15 protein-coding genes and 1 other RNA gene are annotated in these 15,949 nt (G+C 59.0%); 10 read left to right on the forward strand and 6 right to left on the reverse strand.

The genetic code is table 11. The annotated features are described in order from the left end of the window. Positions 1-5 precede the first annotated feature (5 nt). The gene (locus ACM530_RS18425) at positions 6-1,169 is read left to right on the forward strand and encodes a zinc-binding metallopeptidase family protein (RefSeq protein WP_416362847.1); all 1,164 of its coding nucleotides are present in this window, start codon (positions 6-8) and stop codon (positions 1,167-1,169) included. Positions 1,170-1,284: 115 nt separating this feature from the next. Then, positions 1,285-1,381, forward strand: an RNA gene (gene ffs / locus ACM530_RS18430) — signal recognition particle sRNA small type. 448 nt (positions 1,382-1,829) lie between these two features. Here the strand turns inward: ffs and ACM530_RS18435 are convergent. Together ACM530_RS18435 and ACM530_RS18440 are read right to left on the reverse strand one after the other, a co-directional pair. Beyond that, a protein-coding gene (locus ACM530_RS18435; RefSeq protein ID WP_104502081.1) for an IS3 family transposase occupies positions 1,830-2,980 on the reverse strand; the annotation gives its coding sequence in 2 pieces (ribosomal slippage) (positions 1,830-2,746 and positions 2,746-2,980; 1,152 coding nt in all). 143 nt (positions 2,981-3,123) lie between these two features. Beyond that, entirely contained in the window at positions 3,124-4,470 is a 1,347-nt protein-coding gene (locus tag ACM530_RS18440) for a site-specific integrase (RefSeq protein WP_416362848.1), read from the reverse strand. Between the two features lie 449 nt (positions 4,471-4,919). Here ACM530_RS18440 and ACM530_RS18445 point away from each other — a divergent pair, with 449 nt between their 5' ends. The 4 genes from ACM530_RS18445 to ACM530_RS18460 all read left to right on the forward strand — a co-directional run bounded on the left by ACM530_RS18445 (position 4,920) and on the right by ACM530_RS18460 (position 8,091). Continuing rightward, positions 4,920-5,915, forward strand: coding sequence for an N-acetylmuramidase family protein (locus ACM530_RS18445; protein WP_416362849.1), 996 nt, complete (start codon positions 4,920-4,922; stop codon positions 5,913-5,915). A gap of 156 nt (positions 5,916-6,071) precedes the next feature. Next, positions 6,072-7,118, forward strand: coding sequence for an N-acetylmuramidase family protein (locus ACM530_RS18450; RefSeq protein WP_416362850.1), 1,047 nt, complete (start codon positions 6,072-6,074; stop codon positions 7,116-7,118). A gap of 1 nt (position 7,119) precedes the next feature. Beyond that, on the forward strand, positions 7,120-7,710 hold the full coding sequence (locus ACM530_RS18455; protein ID WP_145159080.1) for a hypothetical protein: 591 nt from the start codon (positions 7,120-7,122) through the stop codon (positions 7,708-7,710). A gap of 63 nt (positions 7,711-7,773) precedes the next feature. After that, a complete protein-coding gene (locus tag ACM530_RS18460; RefSeq protein ID WP_416362851.1) occupies positions 7,774-8,091 on the forward strand; it encodes a hypothetical protein in 318 nt (105 codons plus the stop codon). A gap of 62 nt (positions 8,092-8,153) precedes the next feature. Here the strand turns inward: ACM530_RS18460 and ACM530_RS18465 are convergent, their stop codons facing one another. Together ACM530_RS18465 and ACM530_RS18470 are read right to left on the reverse strand one after the other, a co-directional pair. After that, positions 8,154-9,056 carry a DUF2167 domain-containing protein gene (locus ACM530_RS18465; RefSeq protein WP_416362852.1) on the reverse strand — a complete coding sequence of 301 codons (903 nt, stop codon included), beginning with the start codon at positions 9,054-9,056 and terminating at the stop codon, positions 8,154-8,156. Positions 9,057-9,115: 59 nt separating this feature from the next. Continuing rightward, a complete protein-coding gene (locus ACM530_RS18470) occupies positions 9,116-9,979 on the reverse strand; it encodes a LysR family transcriptional regulator (RefSeq protein ID WP_145159074.1) in 864 nt (287 codons plus the stop codon). Between the two features lie 101 nt (positions 9,980-10,080). Here ACM530_RS18470 and ACM530_RS18475 point away from each other — a divergent pair, with 101 nt between their 5' ends. Next, a complete protein-coding gene (locus ACM530_RS18475) occupies positions 10,081-11,040 on the forward strand; it encodes a DMT family transporter (protein WP_416362853.1) in 960 nt (319 codons plus the stop codon). Here ACM530_RS18475 and ACM530_RS18480 read toward each other — a convergent pair. Both ACM530_RS18480 and ACM530_RS18485 read right to left on the reverse strand, forming a co-directional pair. Then, a complete protein-coding gene (locus ACM530_RS18480; RefSeq protein ID WP_416362854.1) occupies positions 10,954-11,325 on the reverse strand; it encodes a VOC family protein in 372 nt (123 codons plus the stop codon). The two genes, ACM530_RS18475 and ACM530_RS18480, sit on opposite strands and share 87 nt — an antisense overlap. Before the next feature lie 55 nt (positions 11,326-11,380). Beyond that, a complete protein-coding gene (locus ACM530_RS18485; protein ID WP_416362855.1) occupies positions 11,381-12,148 on the reverse strand; it encodes a substrate-binding periplasmic protein in 768 nt (255 codons plus the stop codon). Between the two features lie 133 nt (positions 12,149-12,281). Between ACM530_RS18485 and dnaX the strand changes: the two genes are divergently transcribed. The 3 genes from dnaX to ACM530_RS18500 all read left to right on the forward strand — a co-directional run bounded on the left by dnaX (position 12,282) and on the right by ACM530_RS18500 (position 15,919). Beyond that, on the forward strand, positions 12,282-14,369 hold the full coding sequence (gene dnaX / locus ACM530_RS18490) for a DNA polymerase III subunit gamma/tau (RefSeq protein WP_416362856.1): 2,088 nt from the start codon (positions 12,282-12,284) through the stop codon (positions 14,367-14,369). A gap of 43 nt (positions 14,370-14,412) precedes the next feature. Further along, on the forward strand, positions 14,413-14,751 hold the full coding sequence (locus ACM530_RS18495) for a YbaB/EbfC family nucleoid-associated protein (RefSeq protein WP_083357362.1): 339 nt from the start codon (positions 14,413-14,415) through the stop codon (positions 14,749-14,751). Positions 14,752-14,884: 133 nt separating this feature from the next. Next, complete coding sequence (locus ACM530_RS18500; RefSeq protein ID WP_416362857.1) at positions 14,885-15,919, forward strand: NADP-dependent oxidoreductase; 1,035 nt, start codon at positions 14,885-14,887, stop codon at positions 15,917-15,919. Positions 15,920-15,949 lie beyond the last annotated feature (30 nt).

The raw sequence follows: 15,949 nt of genomic DNA on the forward strand, positions 1-15,949 counted from the left end.
TCGCCATGTTCCGCTACTTCGAGCAACTCAGTTCACGCATCGCAGCACCGTTCACGGCGGGCGCATCTCGTAACAGCAAGGTGTGGCAGTGCCGCTGTGGCCAATCGCTGTTCTTTCGCAACAGCCAGTGCCTGGCTTGCCAGGCGCTGCTCGGTTATCAGCCGCAGCAAAGCCGCGTATCGTCGTTACAGCCGGGCCCGGTTGTCGGGACCTGGCTGCAGGACGACAACCTTGACGCCGGCGCCTTCCGGCGCTGTGCCAACCTCGACACTCCCGCCGCCTGCAACTGGCTGATCCCGGCGCACAGTACGGCGCCGCTGTGCGTGGCGTGCAGTCTGAACCGCACCATTCCCGACCTGTCGATCGCGGAAAACGCCGAACGCTGGCGCAAGGTCGAAACTGCCAAGCACCGTTTGGTGGCGCAACTGATCAGCCTCGGCCTGCAAGTGGTGCCCAAAAGCGTCGATGAAGACAACGGCCTGGCCTTCGACTTTGTCGGCGTCGACCTGGAAGGCAATGCTCCGATGACGGGCCACGCCAACGGTTTGATTACCCTCGACATCAAGGAAGCCGACGACGCCCACCGTGAGAAAGTTCGCGTACAAATGCGCGAGCCTTACCGCACGCTGCTTGGCCACTTTCGCCATGAGGTCGGCCATTACTACTGGGACCGCCTGATCGCCGATACCCACTGGCTCGAACCTTTTCGCGCCTTGTTCGGCGACGAACGCGCCAGCTACGCCGATGCACTCGACCATCATTACCAGAACGGCCCGCGCCCCGACTGGCAGCAGACTTGCGTCAGCGCCTACGCCACCATGCACCCTTGGGAAGACTGGGCCGAAACCTGGGCCCACTACCTGCACATGATGGACGCCGTCGACACCGCCCTGGGCTTTGGCATGAGTGCCCGTGAGATGGACCTGGATTACCAGCCGTTTCCCCTCAGCACCCTTTACGACCCCGAACATCCAGGCGGTACGGCGTTCCTGGCGTTCGTCAACGCCTGGATCGAACTGGCCGGCATGCTCAACGAACTGTCGCGCAGCATGGGCCAGCCGGATTTTTATCCCTTTGTGCTGCCGCCGGCGGTGATCGCCAAGCTGCACTTTATTCACCTGGTCATCCAGGAAGAGGGCGGCAGGGCAGATGAAGCGGTGATTCTGTAGCGGTACAAGTGCTTGAGCCCCTTGAATTTTTAATCCTGAACCAACGGTTGTAACTTCCGATGAGATCGGTACAATGGCGCGGCTTGCCGAGAGGCGAGCGTCGTTATGGTGACCCCATCGGTCCCCTCGCAACGATTACCCGTGAACCTGGTCAGAGCCGGAAGGCAGCAGCCACAGCGGGAACATTGTGTGCCGGGGTGTGGCTGGTGGGGTTGCCTCCATAACGCAAGCCCTTGAATTCTCAAGGCTTTCTCAGTAAAAAATCTCGAAGTGTGACAGCGTATATGTACACCTACGTGGTGCACATCGCCGATGATCATAGCTTGCCACGCCCTCGTGCTCCAAGTGCTTCCATCCATAGTTTGCGCTCATCATCCCGTTATCCCCTGTCGTGCTTTTCCTGAATTAAGCTAGAAGCATGTGTCGTCTACGCTTTGGTGCAGAGGGCGCTCTCCAGATAACGATGAGAGGGCATTGTCTGCTTCTTTACCCAGACGTCGTAGTAGCTTTATGATGGCTGAATTGATTTGATTTGCTCTCTAAAGGCTACGCGCTACAGAGCATTCACCCAGAGGAAGGGATGATCGTCATGAGTAGTTTCTCAACAAATCTAAAATTTTCTCCATTTGTCATGCTGAGATTTGAATCGCCCCGGGTTTTCTAGACACTCTCAAGGCTCGCTGCGTAACGCTTTTCAAACTCTACCGGTGACAGCTGATTGTTGAAACTGTGGCGTCGTTTTGGGTTGTAAAACATCTCGATGTAATCGAACACATCATCTCGAGCATCCTGGCGTGTAGTGTAGATTTTACGCTTGATCCGTTCCCGCTTCAGCAACTGGAAAAAGCTCTCCGCCACAGCGTTGTCGTGGCAATTACCTCGACGACTCATGCTGGCTACCAGGTTGTTAGCTTTCAAGAAGCTTCGCCAGTCTGAGCTGCTGTACTGACTGCCTTGATCCGAGTGGATCATCACCTCTTGCTTCGGCTTACGTCTCCAAACCGCCATCAGCAGTGCATCAATGGCTACGTCGCTGGTCATCTGCGACTTCATTGACCAACCAATGATCTGGCGTGAAAACAGATCGAGCACCACGGCCAAATACAGCCAGCCTTCATATGTTCGGATGTAGGTAATGTCTGTGACCCAAACTTTGTTGGGTTCTCTGACATCGAATTGGCGCTTCAGTAAGTTCGGTGAGGCAACGGCTGGCTTACCGCCGTATTTTCCAGGCCTCCGTCGATACCCAGTCTGAGAACGTAAACCTTCAAGGCGCATCAACCTAGCCACCCGGTGACGGCCACAGCTCTCACCAACCTCTCGCAGGTCATCATGGATCTTTCGATAGCCATAAACGCCACCGCTTTCCAGCCAGGAGTGTTTGATCAATCCAAGCAGTCGCTGATCGTCCTTGGCTCGCGCAGATTTTGGTTCTGATAGCCACGCGTAGTAGCCGCTGGGATGAACCTTGAGCGTCAGGCAAAGCCGTCGAATCGCGTAATGACCCGCTTGCTGCTTAATAAAGGCGTACTTCAGCCGCACTCCTTGGCAAAGTACGCGGCGGCCTTTTTTAAGATGTCTCGCTCCTCCGTCACCCGTTTCAGCTCGGCACGTAGACGACGAACCTCAGCGCTCTGATCATCCTCCTCAACGCGCTGTTCCTGAGGCTTGGTGTAGCGCTTAACCCAGGCATAGAGGCTGTGCACAGACACACCCAATCGTGCAGCCACCTCCGAGACAGGAAGCTGCTTTTCGGTCACTTGCTTGACCGCCTGGATTTTGAATTCTTCGGGATAACGCTGGTTGCTCATGGCACCTCCTAATGGGCCTCATTTTAAGGCTTGGAGGTGTCTACGAAACTAGGGGCGATTCATGGAGAGGTAGTAGTCGTTCCGCTATTATAACTCAATATAACACGAATGATTCTCATTTGTCAATGCGTTGGGCTTATTTGTCAACGTTTTCTTCGACTATCTTTCAAAGCCAAAGTTGACGTGATGTTGCTCGGCAACGAAAGATGTCCCAGTGCTTGGGCCATCGCTTTGATAGGAATACGACTGCCGTATACACCGAAGGTTACAGCAGAGTCTTCATGCCCAGCGATGCGCTTGATAAGGGAGTCTTGCACCCCGGCGTCTCTAAGGTCATCGATCATTGTGTGACGGAAGCTATGAAAGGTTTTCTTCGGGTCGGTTATGCCTCTCTTGGCTTTGTAGCGTGAAAACCATTTCGACGGTGCATGACCTAGTTTTCCACGCACAGGTTCCAGTTCCGTGAATAAACGATCTGAGTTTTGAGTACGCTGATTATTCACGTAATCGAGTAGTCCGAGCTGAATCAGTGCGGGATGGATTGGTAGGATACGGCGACTGCTACTGTTCTTCAGCTTTTGAGATTCATGACCATCGTCGATCCGTATGCAATCGACTCCTTGTAGCGTGATGAAGTCAGCAGCGTGCAACTGACAGAGTTCTTCCAATCTGGCACCTGTGAACCTTCCGAGGAGCGGCAACCAGTACCGCCAAGGATGTTTGAGGGCTTCCGCCTTGAGTGCTTCCAGATTGAGCAGGGTGCTCAGGTCATGTTGTTCAAAAGACAGACGTGCTTCCTTGGCTGAGCCCGTCATCACCTTGAGTCCCATCAAAGGGTTCTCGGTAACGTAACCATTCGACTTGCACCAATTCATGAATGCCGAGAGCTTGCGTAGACGGTTATTCACGGTCACGGCGGTGATGGTTTTGTACGTGCCGCCTGCTTCAATGACTTCAGCTAACGTCTTGCCCTTGAACTGAGGGAGGAGGGCGAAATACTGAGGGCAAAGGCTTAGACGATCTTTCAGTAGGCGAGCTTGCTGCGCGTCGAACGCGGAAACGGACATGTCTCCCATCAGCTCGAACAGGTCCCGTAATGAGCGCTCAACTTCGTGAGTGCTGACCTCTCGCCATGTCCCCCCAGCCTTACCTTCCTTGATGTACTTCTTCGCGAGTTCAGCGAGAGTCGGCCCACCTTTTCTGCGAAGCTTTTGAGGCTCTGTGGAGACGCTTGGGCGCTCAGGAACTGAAGGTGTAGGGCTAGTGTCACGCCACTGAGAACAGAGCAAGCGAAGCGTCTCAAGCTCGGCTGTGGGATGTTCTGTCAGGTAGTGATGGACTCGTTGAGCCAGCGAGGACGCAAGGAAGATTGCCGGTTGCCGGGTGCTGATATTCAAACTCAAGCGCAATGTGTGACAGCTCGGGAAGAGATGCATGGGCAGTCGCAGGTTCAGATAGTAGTAAGCCCCGCGACGGATTATGTAGGCCATATGTGTGACACCGATGTGTGACAGCTGTGTGTGACAGTGCTGGCTACACCCCGATTTCTGACTGTCCGTACCGGGTATTGGCACGGAAGATTAGAGACAACCTCAAAAGCCTGTTACCCTTATCCCATATGGCTTTCAACGATACCCGAGCACGCTTGCATGCCATCTGGTCAGAGCCGGAAGGCAGCAGCCACAGCGGGAACATTGTGTGCCGGGGTGTGGCTGGTGGGGTTGCCTCCATAACGCTCTCCCGCAACCCCCCTCTGTTTCAAATCAAAAAACGTTTCTTCAGTCATCTGCCCATTTGTAGTGCGCAGCCATGACGGCTTTTTGCTGGACAACCTTCGACCGTCTGCTAGCGTCAATCATGGGTTTTTTTCAAAAAATGACCGTGGTGCTGGAGTAGTAAAGAAGTGATGGCACTCCTTCAATCAGAAAGGATGATTGCCATGCACAGCCTCCAAGGTTTACCCAGTCGTATCAGTGGTTCCGTCGGCACCCCCGGCAAGGCCCGCAATGACTCTGATGATGTTCGATCCATTCAGAATCTATTCAACCTGATCACCGCCAAACCCGCTTCGCCTTTGCTGGTGGATGGCAAGTGCGGCCCGCTGCTGGTCCAGCGCATCAAGGACTATCAATCCAATCGTCTCAAGGTCGCCACACCCGACGGCGTGATTGACCCGGCAGGCCGAACGTTCAGCGCCCTGCTCGAAGATGCACGCAAGGCAACTCCCGTGACCCCGGCCAACGACTCGGCCGCTATCGCCCCAACCCCGCCACGCCCTCCGGCGCCTGCCCCGGCCCAACCAGACACACTGCATTGGGTTACAAAAGCCACCTGTGATGGACGTGTGACGCTGACCGATGCTGACTTTCAAAGCGCCGCGACAGCGCTGGGCAGCGGTATCTCGGTGAACATCATCAAGGCGTTCGCCACTGTGGAATCTGGTGGGCGATCCGGCTTCGGCCCCGCCCAGATGCCGGTGATCGCGTATGAAGGTCACATCTTTCGCAAATACACCCAGCAGAAGTACGACAAGGCCTATCCCCTCCTGTCATACCCCTACCGGGAAAAAGCCGGCCCGCAATGGAAAGCCAACAACAAAACCCAGGCGGTGGCGTGGCAGACCCTGGCCGATGCGTTCAAGTTAAATCAGGAAGCGGCGTTGATGTCGGCGTCGTACGGCATGTTTCAGATCATGGGCTTCAACTTCGCCGCCTGCGGTTACAAGAGCGTCTTCGATTTCGTCAGCGCGATGAAACTCAACGCCGGCCAGCAACTGATGGCGTTCGTCGGCTTTTGCCGCAAGAACCCGGCCTTGTTCAAGGCCATGAAGAACAAGGACTTCGCGGGCATGGCTGCCCAATACAACGGGGCGGATTATGGCGATTACGACAAGCGAATCCAGAAAGCCTTTGAGGCGCTGGAGAGGAAAAAGTAGCCGTGCGTGACGGTTGTTTCACAACGTGCAAAGCGCCCACTGGACAACCCAAAACCATCTTGTTAGTTTCCGCCAGCCACTTGTTTCGAGGTGTAACAAGAGCGCTGCATTGATATTGAAGTGCCAGCACTTCTTTAACTTACAAGGATGTCAGTGATGAAAAGCCTGCAAGGGTTGCCCCGTCTTATCAGTGCTTCGGTGGGCGCGCCCGGTAAAGCGCGCAACTTGCCTGCCGATGTTCAGTGCATCCAGTATTTATTCAATTTGATCATTCCCAAGATGGGTTTTCCGCTGGCCGAAAACGGCAAGTGCGACGGCCAGTTGGTGCAGTGCATCAGCCAGTATCAGTTTCGCCAACTTAAATACGCGCACCCCGATGGGGTGATCGACCCCACCGGTCGTACGTTCAACAGCCTGATCGAAGAAGCGGTGAAAGTGCCGGTGAAGGCGTTTCCGACGATGCGCATTCCAAGCTTTCTCAACGCGTTCGGCAATAACAACGGCGATGCGGTGCAGGCCACGGTCAATGTGTACCTGGACCGCATGCGTGCGATGATCGAGGCCGAGCGACGCAACCGGCAATTGATGCTCCAGCCCACGTGCGACGGCGGCATGACGCTCACCGAAACCGACTTCCAGAACGCCGCCACACAGTTGGGCAGCGGTATTTCGGTGAATATCATCAAGGCCTTCGCCACCGTGGAGTCCGGCGGGCGTTCCGGTTTCGGGCCGGCCCAGCTGCCGGTGATCGCTTTTGAAGGGCACCTGTTTCGCAAGTACACCAAGCACATCTACGACCAGGCACATCCACTGCTGTCGTATGTCTACGTGAGGAAGGCCGGGCCGCAGTGGCAAGTCAACAACAAGGACCAGGCCAAGGCCTGGGAAACCATGGCCACCGCTTTTGCGCTGGATCAGGAAGCGGCCTTGATGTCGGCGTCCTGGGGTATGTTCCAGATCATGGGGTTCAACTACGCCTCCTGTGGTTACAAGACCGTGTTCGAATTTGCCGCGGCATTGAAGATCAATGCTGGCAACCAATTAAAGGCGTTCCTCGGTTTTTGCAGCAAAAGCCCGGCGTTGATCAAAGCCATGAAAGACAAAGACTACGTGGCCATGGCGCGAAACTATAACGGCGAGGATTACGGCGACTATGACCGCCGTATCAAGAAGGCCTACGAAGCACTGGAAGGGAAGAAATAAGATGATGCGTTTTCTGGCAGTGGGTGTTTTGTCGTTGTGCGCTATCGCGCCTGCATGTGCAGACGAAACAGCCTTGCACTCAGGCAAGTACGAAGGGCTGATGCTGGCGGTCACCCCTGAGCATCAAGTCGAAGGTTTCTATTCGGAAGCGTTGGGTGAGGGCGTAACCCGCACCTGTACGTTTTACCTGCAAGGCGCGCCCGAAGCGCTGACGACCTGGGTCGACGACGCCTACCCTGGCAGCGTGACGGCCTCGTCCGACGGCGTGACGCTGACCGTGGAACAAGGCCGCCAGCACCCCGGTTGCCTCAGCGTGCTGATGCCGGAAATCGCCACCGGGCTGGACCTGACCCAAACCGCCAGCAAACAGTGGATCGGCCTGGTGACGGTCACTGCCGACAAGGCTTACCTGCTCAAAACCCCTGGCGAAAGCGCGGGCAAGCGTCCGTATATCGTCAAGGACGATGTGGTCGGCGTACTGGCTTTCAAGGACGGCTGGGCTCAGGTTGAATTCACCAATGCCAAGGACCGCTCGTTCACCGGCTGGATCCGCCAGGATCAATACAGCCGCCTGACTGCGCCCAAAAGCTGAACCGCGCCCCTCTACCAGGACAAGTCTTACCTGCCGGTCGGGACGCTGCGTGTCGATGAGGTGATGTGCGCAAAAGTGACGGATGGGCGCGGCAAACCCGAAACCTTCTACGTGTTTACCCACGATGATGCCTTCATGCTTGCCCCGATCACGCCGCGTGGCGCAATCAATGTCCCTATGAAGGACAAGATCTTCGATTACCTGTTGAGCCATCAGCAGAAGGTGTTCACCGGTATCGAGGGCTCATTTGTGAAGCTCACCGGTAATCGGGTGCTGCGCTATGTAACGGTGCCGGGCTACAAGCCAGGGATGGCGGCTGTGGATGAGTTTGCGATCGTCAACCCATGCCCGGGCGCGCAGCCGCCAGAGCCTGCTGCGTAGCACTGAGCCAACCCCTGCGCCGCAACGTGTCATGCACGTTGCGGCATTTTTATGCCCGGGGTTCAGGCCTTGTTGCGGTTGAACAGCTTGCGGATCACGGCGAACAGCGCCACAACGCCGACCACCAGGAACTTCTTCGCCGCCAGCAGGAAGATGCCGATCTTGGCAAACAACCCGGCCTTGGCCGCTATCCCGCCGGCCACCAGGGCCGCCAGGCCATAAGTGGCCAGCTTGTCGGTCTTGGGGTTGAAGTCGGTGTACAGGTTGCCGTCGGTGAAGTTGGTAAAGGCCAAAACCTTGGGCATTTCCTGCTTGATGGTGGACAGGTCGGCCATGGCGGCGACGGCGTTGAGTTCCAGCACGCCTTCACGGCCCAGCACGCGGATGCTGTAGTTGAGGGTGGTTTGCTGGGCGTCGTCGGCTTTCAGCTCGCGCGCCCAGTACATTTTGTGGGTGGCGTCGTCGTAGTGCGGCGGTTCGGCCCAGCCCAGCAGGTGCAGGCCCGCGTAGCCTTGTTTCTGGCGTTGCTGGTTGTCTTCCTCGTCTTCTTCCTGCATTTGCTTGAGCAGTTCGGCGTAGTCGATTTTTGCCGCGTCCTCGTCGGAAACGTGCCCGTCAGCCTTGTAGCTGACGATCACGCCCCAGCCGCGTTCCGACAAGGGGCTGACTGCTTTTGGCACGATCATGCCCAGGGTTTTGAAGCCGGGTGGGTTGCCCCAGCCATCGGTCAACAGGCGCTCGGTGTCGGCGGGGTCGAGGTAGTAGAACTCATCGTTGAGCTTGAGCGTGGCAATGCCACTGGGCAGCGTGACCGTGCCGGTCTTCTGCTTGAGTGAGGCGAGGAAGTGTTCAGCCGTTTCAGCCGGCGCGCTGGCGTCGGCGGGCGCGGGCGCAGGTGCAGCAAAGACGGGTAGGGCAGACAGGCTCAATGCAGCCGCCGCTATCAACACGCGGAAGTAATTCATGGTAGTCCCTTACATTTTGAATTAATTTCGCGGAAGAATACTGAAATTTGCTGCCCGGGTCAGCCAAAAGTCTCCCGCAGCAGCCCGGCAAACGCGTCCCGTGCCAAATGCCGCTGGGTGTCCTTGTGCCAGAACAGCAGGTTGTCCACGGCCTGCAGCTCTTCAAACCGGTAGGAGGCCAACTGATTGGCCTGCTCATAGCGGGCCAGGATGCCTTCCGGCGCCAATGCCACGCCAATCCCCGCACTGACACAACCGATGATCGTGCCCCAGCTGGCATAGCTGGCGATGCTCGGTTTGAAAGCATGCGGTTTGACCCAGTTCTCCAGCGCCGCGCGATACGGACAGCCCGCAGGCCATACCAGCAGCGTACGACCGGCCAGGTCTTGGGCACTGTTGATCGGGGCGCTGGACGCGCTGGCGATCAGCACCAGGCGTTCGCTGTAGACCACGCTGTGTTCAAGCTTGGCGCGTTTGCCACCACAGGCCACCAGCGCCACATCGAGGCGATGGTGTTGCAGGTCGTCCAGCAACTGCGCCCAGGCGCCAGTGACCAGCTCGAGCGAGACGTCCGGGTAGCGCCGATGGTATTCCGCCAGCAAGGGCGGCAGGCGGCCGCTGGCGCTGGATTCCACCGCGCCGATGCGCAAGGTGCCGCGGGGGATGGCGTCGGCATCCACTGCGCGTTTGGATTCGTCTACCAGCGCCAGAATGCGCTCGCAGTAGTCCAGGAAGATTTCCCCGGCGGCACTGATTGCCAGCCCGCGCCCGGCACGGATAAACAAGGGCGTGCCCAACTCGCTTTCCAACTGCTTGATCCGCGTGGTGATGTTGGACGGCACGCAATGCAATTGCAGGGCGGCCTGGGCCACGCTGCCGGTTTGCGCCACGGCTCGCACCATTTTCAGTTGGGCCAGTTCCATTGCTCAGTTCCAGTGATTTCAGAAGTCAGAAACGCTTAATTGTCCTGCGCCTTGCCGGGGCCAAGACTGACGGCATCCTACTCAGTTGCCGGACATCGTCGATGAATACCCCATCACCCGCAAAGCTTACGCTAGTCATCTCCGGCGTCATCCTCTGTTGGGCCTATTCGCCGATTGGCGTGCACATGGGGTTGCACAGCTACAGCCCCGGCCAATTGGCGTTGCTGCGATTTCTGATTGCGTCGGTGTTCATGGCCGGTGTGGCATTGGCGGTAGGCATTGGCCGGCCGCGTTTGCGCGACCTGCCGTGGTTACTGGTGCTGGGGTTCTTCGGCGTGTTTTTGCACCACACCAGCCTCAATTATGGGCAGCAATGGGTGACGGCGGCGGCGTCGAGCGTTCTGGCGCAGTCGGCGCCACTGTTCAGTGTGCTGATCGCGTGTTTGTGTTTGAAAGAGCGCGTCAGTGCCTGGCGCTGGGGTTGTGTGTTGCTGGGCTTGCTTGGCGTGCTGGTGGTGATCTGGGGCGATCATGGCGTGGGCGATATTGACCCGCGCGGTTTGCTGATTGTGCTGGCGGCAGTGTCATGGAGCGTGTATTTCGCCATCCAGAAACACTATGCCCATCGCTACAGCCCGCTGACCATGGCGTGTTACATGGTGTGGGCGGGCACCCTGATGCTGTGCGTGAACCTGCCAGGCCTGGCCAATGCCGTGGAGCAGGCACCGCTGGCTGAAAACCTCGCGGTGCTGATCCTCGGCATTTTCCCCAGCGCCCTGGCGTACCTCGCCTGGGCCTATGTGTTGAAGCACGTCGAGGTCAGCCGAGCGTCGGTGTCGATGTACCTGATCCCGCCGGTCGCCATGGTGATGGCCGCGACGCTGCTGGGCGAGCACATTGCCGTGCAGGTGATGCTGGGCGGCGTGATGGTGCTGGCCAGCGTGGCGGCCATCAGCCTGGAGGGCCGCTGGCGGTCAGTCGCTCATGCAGAACGCGCGCAGCCGGTGGCCATCGAGGTCCTGGGCGACAAAGGTGTAGCCGAAATCCAAACGGGTCGGTGACTGGATGATGGTTGCGCCGCGCGCCACCCACTGAGCGTGCAGGGCGTCTACGGCGGCCTGGTCTGGCAGGGAAAAGCCCACCTCACCGCCGCCGCCGGTCATCTTGGCCGCAGGCTCCACCGTGTGGCGCGACCACAGCCCCAACTTTACGCCGTTGTCGAGGATGAACAGGGCAAAGGTGGGGTTCAGTTCAACCGGCGGCTTATCCAGCAGGCGGCTATAAAAGTTGGCACTGGTGGCCGGGCTGTCGACATAGAGCAGGAAGTAATGGGCGACGGTGTGCATTGCAGACTCCTTGGGAATGGGCGTTCAAGTGCGCCCAGTCTAGAGGGATGCCCTGTCAGTTCTTGTCAGGAGTGAGCGGTGATCGCTCACTTTCGCCGGTGTACAGGTTGATGATGTCGTCGATTTCCCCCGACATCTTCATCCGCAGCAGCGTACGCAAGATCCGCTGTACCGGCACGTTCGGGTCGTTGCGCACGATGCAACCCAGGCTTTGCTCGTCGATGATCGCGACCTTTTGCAGCCGCTGGTTCGGCGGCAGGTTCAAATTGAAGCGTTCGAGTATCCATTCGTTAATCACGGCGTATTCAAAACGCCCGGCGACCAGCTTTTGCAGCACCAAGGCTTCGCTGCGCGAATCGTCGCGGGTGAGCTGGCCAGTGGCAAGCAGCGGGTCGAGGACGGCGTAGCGGTAGTTGAGCACCGTGCCGATCGGCTGAGGCGTCAGCGTGCCGACTTCTGCAGGCTGCGGGGTCGTGTGGCGGCCTACCAGCACATTGCGCTGCACCATCAGCGGCACGCTCCAGGTGTAGTCGCCGGACAGGCTGTCGACCCAGTCCTGGGCGACATAACAGCGCACATCGATGTCGCCATGCGCCATGGCATTGGCGATGCGTGCCCGCGCCAGCACGTGAAACTCGGCCGGGCGCCCGACCTGGGTGGCCAGGCTTAACATCAAGTCATACAAAATGCCTTGGGTGGGCTGGCTGTCCTCCACCTGGGCCATCGGCATCGCCCAGCTGTCGGAAACCGAGAAACGCAACGGCGCAGGCGCCGCGAGGCTGGTAAGGGAAATCATCCATAAGGCGCCCAGGACTACGCGCATACACTCTCCGGGTTCAGGCCTTTGCGGGCCCATTGAGCAGAGCTTAGTCAGATTAGACGAGCGTGCCGGATGCAATTTCCCCCTTGCTCCGCTAGCATTACCGGCTTCCGCTTCCCAGTTGCGACGGTTTTCGATGAGTTATCAGGTTCTTGCACGTAAATGGCGTCCGCGCTCGTTCCGCGAAATGGTCGGCCAGACCCATGTGCTCAAGGCTCTGATCAATGCCTTGGACAGCCAACGGCTGCACCACGCCTACCTGTTCACCGGCACACGAGGGGTGGGCAAGACCACCATCGCGCGCATCATCGCCAAATGCCTGAACTGTGAAACCGGTATCACTTCGACGCCTTGCGGCACGTGTTCGGTGTGCCGCGAGATCGATGAAGGGCGTTTCGTCGACCTGATCGAAATCGACGCCGCGAGCCGCACCAAGGTCGAAGACACCCGCGAGTTGCTCGATAACGTGCAGTACGCACCGAGCCGTGGCCGCTTCAAGGTCTACCTGATCGACGAAGTGCACATGCTTTCCAGCCATTCCTTCAACGCGTTGTTGAAAACCCTGGAAGAGCCGCCGCCGTACGTCAAATTCATCCTGGCCACCACCGACCCGCAGAAACTTCCTGCAACGATTCTGTCGCGGTGCCTGCAGTTTTCCCTGAAAAACATGACCCCTGAGCGCGTGGTCGAGCATTTGACTCACGTGCTGGGTGTCGAGAACGTGCCGTTCGAAGACGACGCGCTGTGGCTGCTTGGCCGCGCGGCCGATGGTTCGATGCGCGATGCCATGAGCCTCACCGACCAGGCCATCGCCTTTGGCGAAGGCAAGGTGATGGCCGCCGACGTGCGCGCCATGCTCGGTACCCTCGACCATGGCCAGGTGTTCGACGTGCTGCACGCGCTGATCGAGGGCGACGCCAAGGCGTTGCTTGAAGCGGTGCGCCACTTGTCGGAACAAGGCCCGGACTGGAACGGCGTGCTGTCGGAAATCCTCAACGTCTTGCACCGCGTTGCGATCGCCCAGGCGTTGCCTGAAGGTGTCGACAACGGCCATGGCGACCGCGACCGCGTATTGGCGCTGGCCCAGGCATTGCCGGCCGAAGATGTGCAGTTCTACTACCAGATGGGCCTGATCGGGCGCCGCGACCTGCCGCTGGCACCGGACCCGCGCGGTGGCTTTGAAATGGTCTTGCTGCGGATGCTGGCGTTCCGACCGGCGGATGCGGCCGACGCGCCGAGACAGCCGCTAAAGCCAGTGGGGATCAGCCAGGCCACAGTTGATTCCGCCAAACCAGTGGCTGGCGCGGCCGTAGTCGCGCCAGTAGTTGCTGCGCCTGCGCCCGTGGCGCCCGCGCCTGAGCCGGTAGTGGCTGCGCCAGAGCCGGTGACGGCTGCGCCAGCCATCGCGCCGACGCCGGTGACCGAGCCTGAGCCTGAGCCCGAAGCCGTGGTCGACCTGCCGTGGAATGACCCGGTAGACGCCGAGCCCGACGTGGAACTGCAGCCTGCCGTGGAGCCCGTGCTGGAAACCAGCGGTGAGCAGCCCGAACTCACGCCGATGCCGACGCCGACGCCCGACAGCGTGGTGCCGGACGCACCCGAGTGGGTGTCTGCCCCGGTTCCAGAGCCGACCGTCGCCCAGGTTGAAGCCGCAACACCCGGCATCGACCTCGATGACGAACCTCCGCTGGACGAAGATTACATCGAGCCGGACATGGATTCGGCCTACAGCTACCTCGATGACCTGGCCAGCGAACACACCGCTGAGCCTGCACCCGAGCCCGAGCCCGAGGCGGAACCGGCTGCGGCCCCGGCCACCGGCCTGGCGCTGCAATGGCTGGAATTGTTTCCGAAGTTGCCGATCTCCGGCATGACCGGCAGCATCGCCGCCAACTGCACCTTGATTGCCATCGATGGCGACCACTGGCTGTTGCACCTGGACCCGGCGCACAGCGCGCTGTTCAACGCGACCCAGCAACGCCGGCTCAACGATGCATTGAACCAGTACCATGAGCGCACGCTGACCATCACCATCGAGTTGATCAAGCCCGAGCAGGAAACCCCAGCCCAGGCCGCGACACGCCGACGCATCAACCGTCAGCGCGATGCCGAGAACTCGATCCAGGCTGATCCGCTCATCCAGCAAATGATGCAACAGTTCGGTGCGGTCGTGCGTCACGATACTATTGAACCTGTCGAAGCCCCGGTGCCCCAAGCGTCATGACACCGGGCTATTAATTGATCCACGTACTTTTGAGGTGATTCCCATGATGAAAGGTGGCATGGCCGGCCTGATGAAGCAGGCACAGCAGATGCAGGAAAAGATGGCCAAGATGCAGGAAGAACTGGCCAACGCCGAAGTCACCGGTAAAGCCGGTGGCGATATGGTTAGCGTGGTGATGACCGGTCGTCACGACATCAAGCGCGTGAGCATCGACCCAAGCGTATTGCCAGGCACCAGCGAAGATGACCTGGAAATGCTTGAAGCGCTGTTCGCCGCGGCCGTCAACGACGCCGTGCGCAAGATCGAAGCCAACAGCCAGGACAAAATGTCCGGCGTGACCGCTGGCATGCAACTGCCACCGGGCATGAAGATGCCGTTCTGATGGTCTAGCCTTGGCTAGAATCAAATGCCAGGCCCAGTGCCTGGCATTTTTGTTTGTGCCGATCCAATCGAACCCTGGCGTGGCAAGCATGGTCTGCACCCTATACCGACGCATTCGATAAAGGAGCCCCCTCATGCCTCAAGAACCCATTCTCAACCAGCGCATCGTGCTGGTCTCGCGCCCGCAAGGTGCGCCAACCCCGGAAAACTTTCGCCTGGAGCGCGTGAATCTGCCGGAGCTGGCGGACGGCCAGGTGCTCTTGAAAACGCTGTACCTGTCGCTCGACCCGTACATGCGCGGCCGCATGAGCGACGCACCGTCCTACGCCGCACCGGTGGAAATCGACGAGGTAATGACCGGTGGCGCTGTCAGCCGTATCGAGCAGTCGCGTAATCCGAAATTTGAAGTTGGCGACCTGGTCGTCGGTTCCACGGGCTGGCAGAGCCACAGCATCAGCGACGGCCGTAACCTGATGCCGGTGCCCGGTGGCCTGGCCAGCCCGTCGATGGCGCTGGGTGTGCTGGGTATGCCGGGCATGACGGCGTACATGGGGTTGATGGATATTGGTCAGCCTCAGGCCGGCGAGACCCTGGTAGTGGCGGCGGCGTCCGGCGCAGTCGGCTCGGTGGTGGGCCAGGTGGCCAAGCTCAAGGGCTTGCGCGTGGTGGGCATCGCCGGTGGCGCTGACAAGTGCCGCTACGTAGTGGACGAGCTGGGTTTTGACGCCTGCATCGATCACAAGAGCGCCAACTTTGCCCAAGAGCTGGCCCTGGCGTGCTCCGACGGCGTGGACATCTATTATGAAAACGTCGGTGGCAAGGTCTTCGACGCGGTATTGCCGCTGCTCAATCCCAAGGCACGCATTCCCTTGTGCGGCCTGATTGCCGGCTACAACGCCCATGAAGCCCCAAGCGGGCCGGACCGGTTGCCCGCGTTGCAACGCACCTTGCTGACCAAACGCGTGCGCATCCAGGGTTTTATCGTGTTTGACGACTATGGCGATCGCCAGCCCGAATTCCTCAGCGCCATGGCGCCGTGGGTGCGGGACGGCAAGATCAAGTTCCGCGAAGACGTGGTGGAGGGCCTGGAGCAGGCGCCCGAAGCCTTTATCGGTTTGCTCGAGGGACGCAACTTCGGCAAGTTGGTGGTACGCGTCGCGCAGGATTGACCATTTGACGCTAATCCGGGGCGCGGGTAT

The organism is Pseudomonas sp. NFX183 (assembly GCF_047943075.1).
Taxonomy (GTDB): Bacteria; Pseudomonadota; Gammaproteobacteria; order Pseudomonadales; family Pseudomonadaceae; genus Aquipseudomonas.

What these genes read in the sequence shown, in the direction of transcription:
- ACM530_RS18500 (WP_416362857.1), top strand. Translation starts at nt 14,885, where the DNA reads ATGCCTCAAGAACCCATTCTCAACCAGCGCATCGTGCTGGTCTCGCGC.
- ACM530_RS18495 (WP_083357362.1), top strand. Translation starts at nt 14,413, where the DNA reads ATGATGAAAGGTGGCATGGCCGGCCTGATGAAGCAGGCACAGCAGATG.
- ACM530_RS18465 (WP_416362852.1), bottom strand. Translation starts at nt 9,056, where the DNA reads ATGAATTACTTCCGCGTGTTGATAGCGGCGGCTGCATTGAGCCTGTCT.
- ACM530_RS18450 (WP_416362850.1), top strand. Translation starts at nt 6,072, where the DNA reads ATGAAAAGCCTGCAAGGGTTGCCCCGTCTTATCAGTGCTTCGGTGGGC.
- ACM530_RS18470 (WP_145159074.1), bottom strand. Translation starts at nt 9,979, where the DNA reads ATGGAACTGGCCCAACTGAAAATGGTGCGAGCCGTGGCGCAAACCGGC.
- ACM530_RS18445 (WP_416362849.1), top strand. Translation starts at nt 4,920, where the DNA reads ATGCACAGCCTCCAAGGTTTACCCAGTCGTATCAGTGGTTCCGTCGGC.
- ACM530_RS18460 (WP_416362851.1), top strand. Translation starts at nt 7,774, where the DNA reads ATGTGCGCAAAAGTGACGGATGGGCGCGGCAAACCCGAAACCTTCTAC.
- ACM530_RS18485 (WP_416362855.1), bottom strand. Translation starts at nt 12,148, where the DNA reads ATGCGCGTAGTCCTGGGCGCCTTATGGATGATTTCCCTTACCAGCCTC.
- ACM530_RS18475 (WP_416362853.1), top strand. Translation starts at nt 10,081, where the DNA reads ATGAATACCCCATCACCCGCAAAGCTTACGCTAGTCATCTCCGGCGTC.
- ACM530_RS18440 (WP_416362848.1), bottom strand. Translation starts at nt 4,470, where the DNA reads ATGGCCTACATAATCCGTCGCGGGGCTTACTACTATCTGAACCTGCGA.
- ACM530_RS18425 (WP_416362847.1), top strand. Translation starts at nt 6, where the DNA reads ATGTTCCGCTACTTCGAGCAACTCAGTTCACGCATCGCAGCACCGTTC.
- ACM530_RS18480 (WP_416362854.1), bottom strand. Translation starts at nt 11,325, where the DNA reads ATGCACACCGTCGCCCATTACTTCCTGCTCTATGTCGACAGCCCGGCC.
- dnaX (WP_416362856.1), top strand. Translation starts at nt 12,282, where the DNA reads ATGAGTTATCAGGTTCTTGCACGTAAATGGCGTCCGCGCTCGTTCCGC.
- ACM530_RS18455 (WP_145159080.1), top strand. Translation starts at nt 7,120, where the DNA reads ATGATGCGTTTTCTGGCAGTGGGTGTTTTGTCGTTGTGCGCTATCGCG.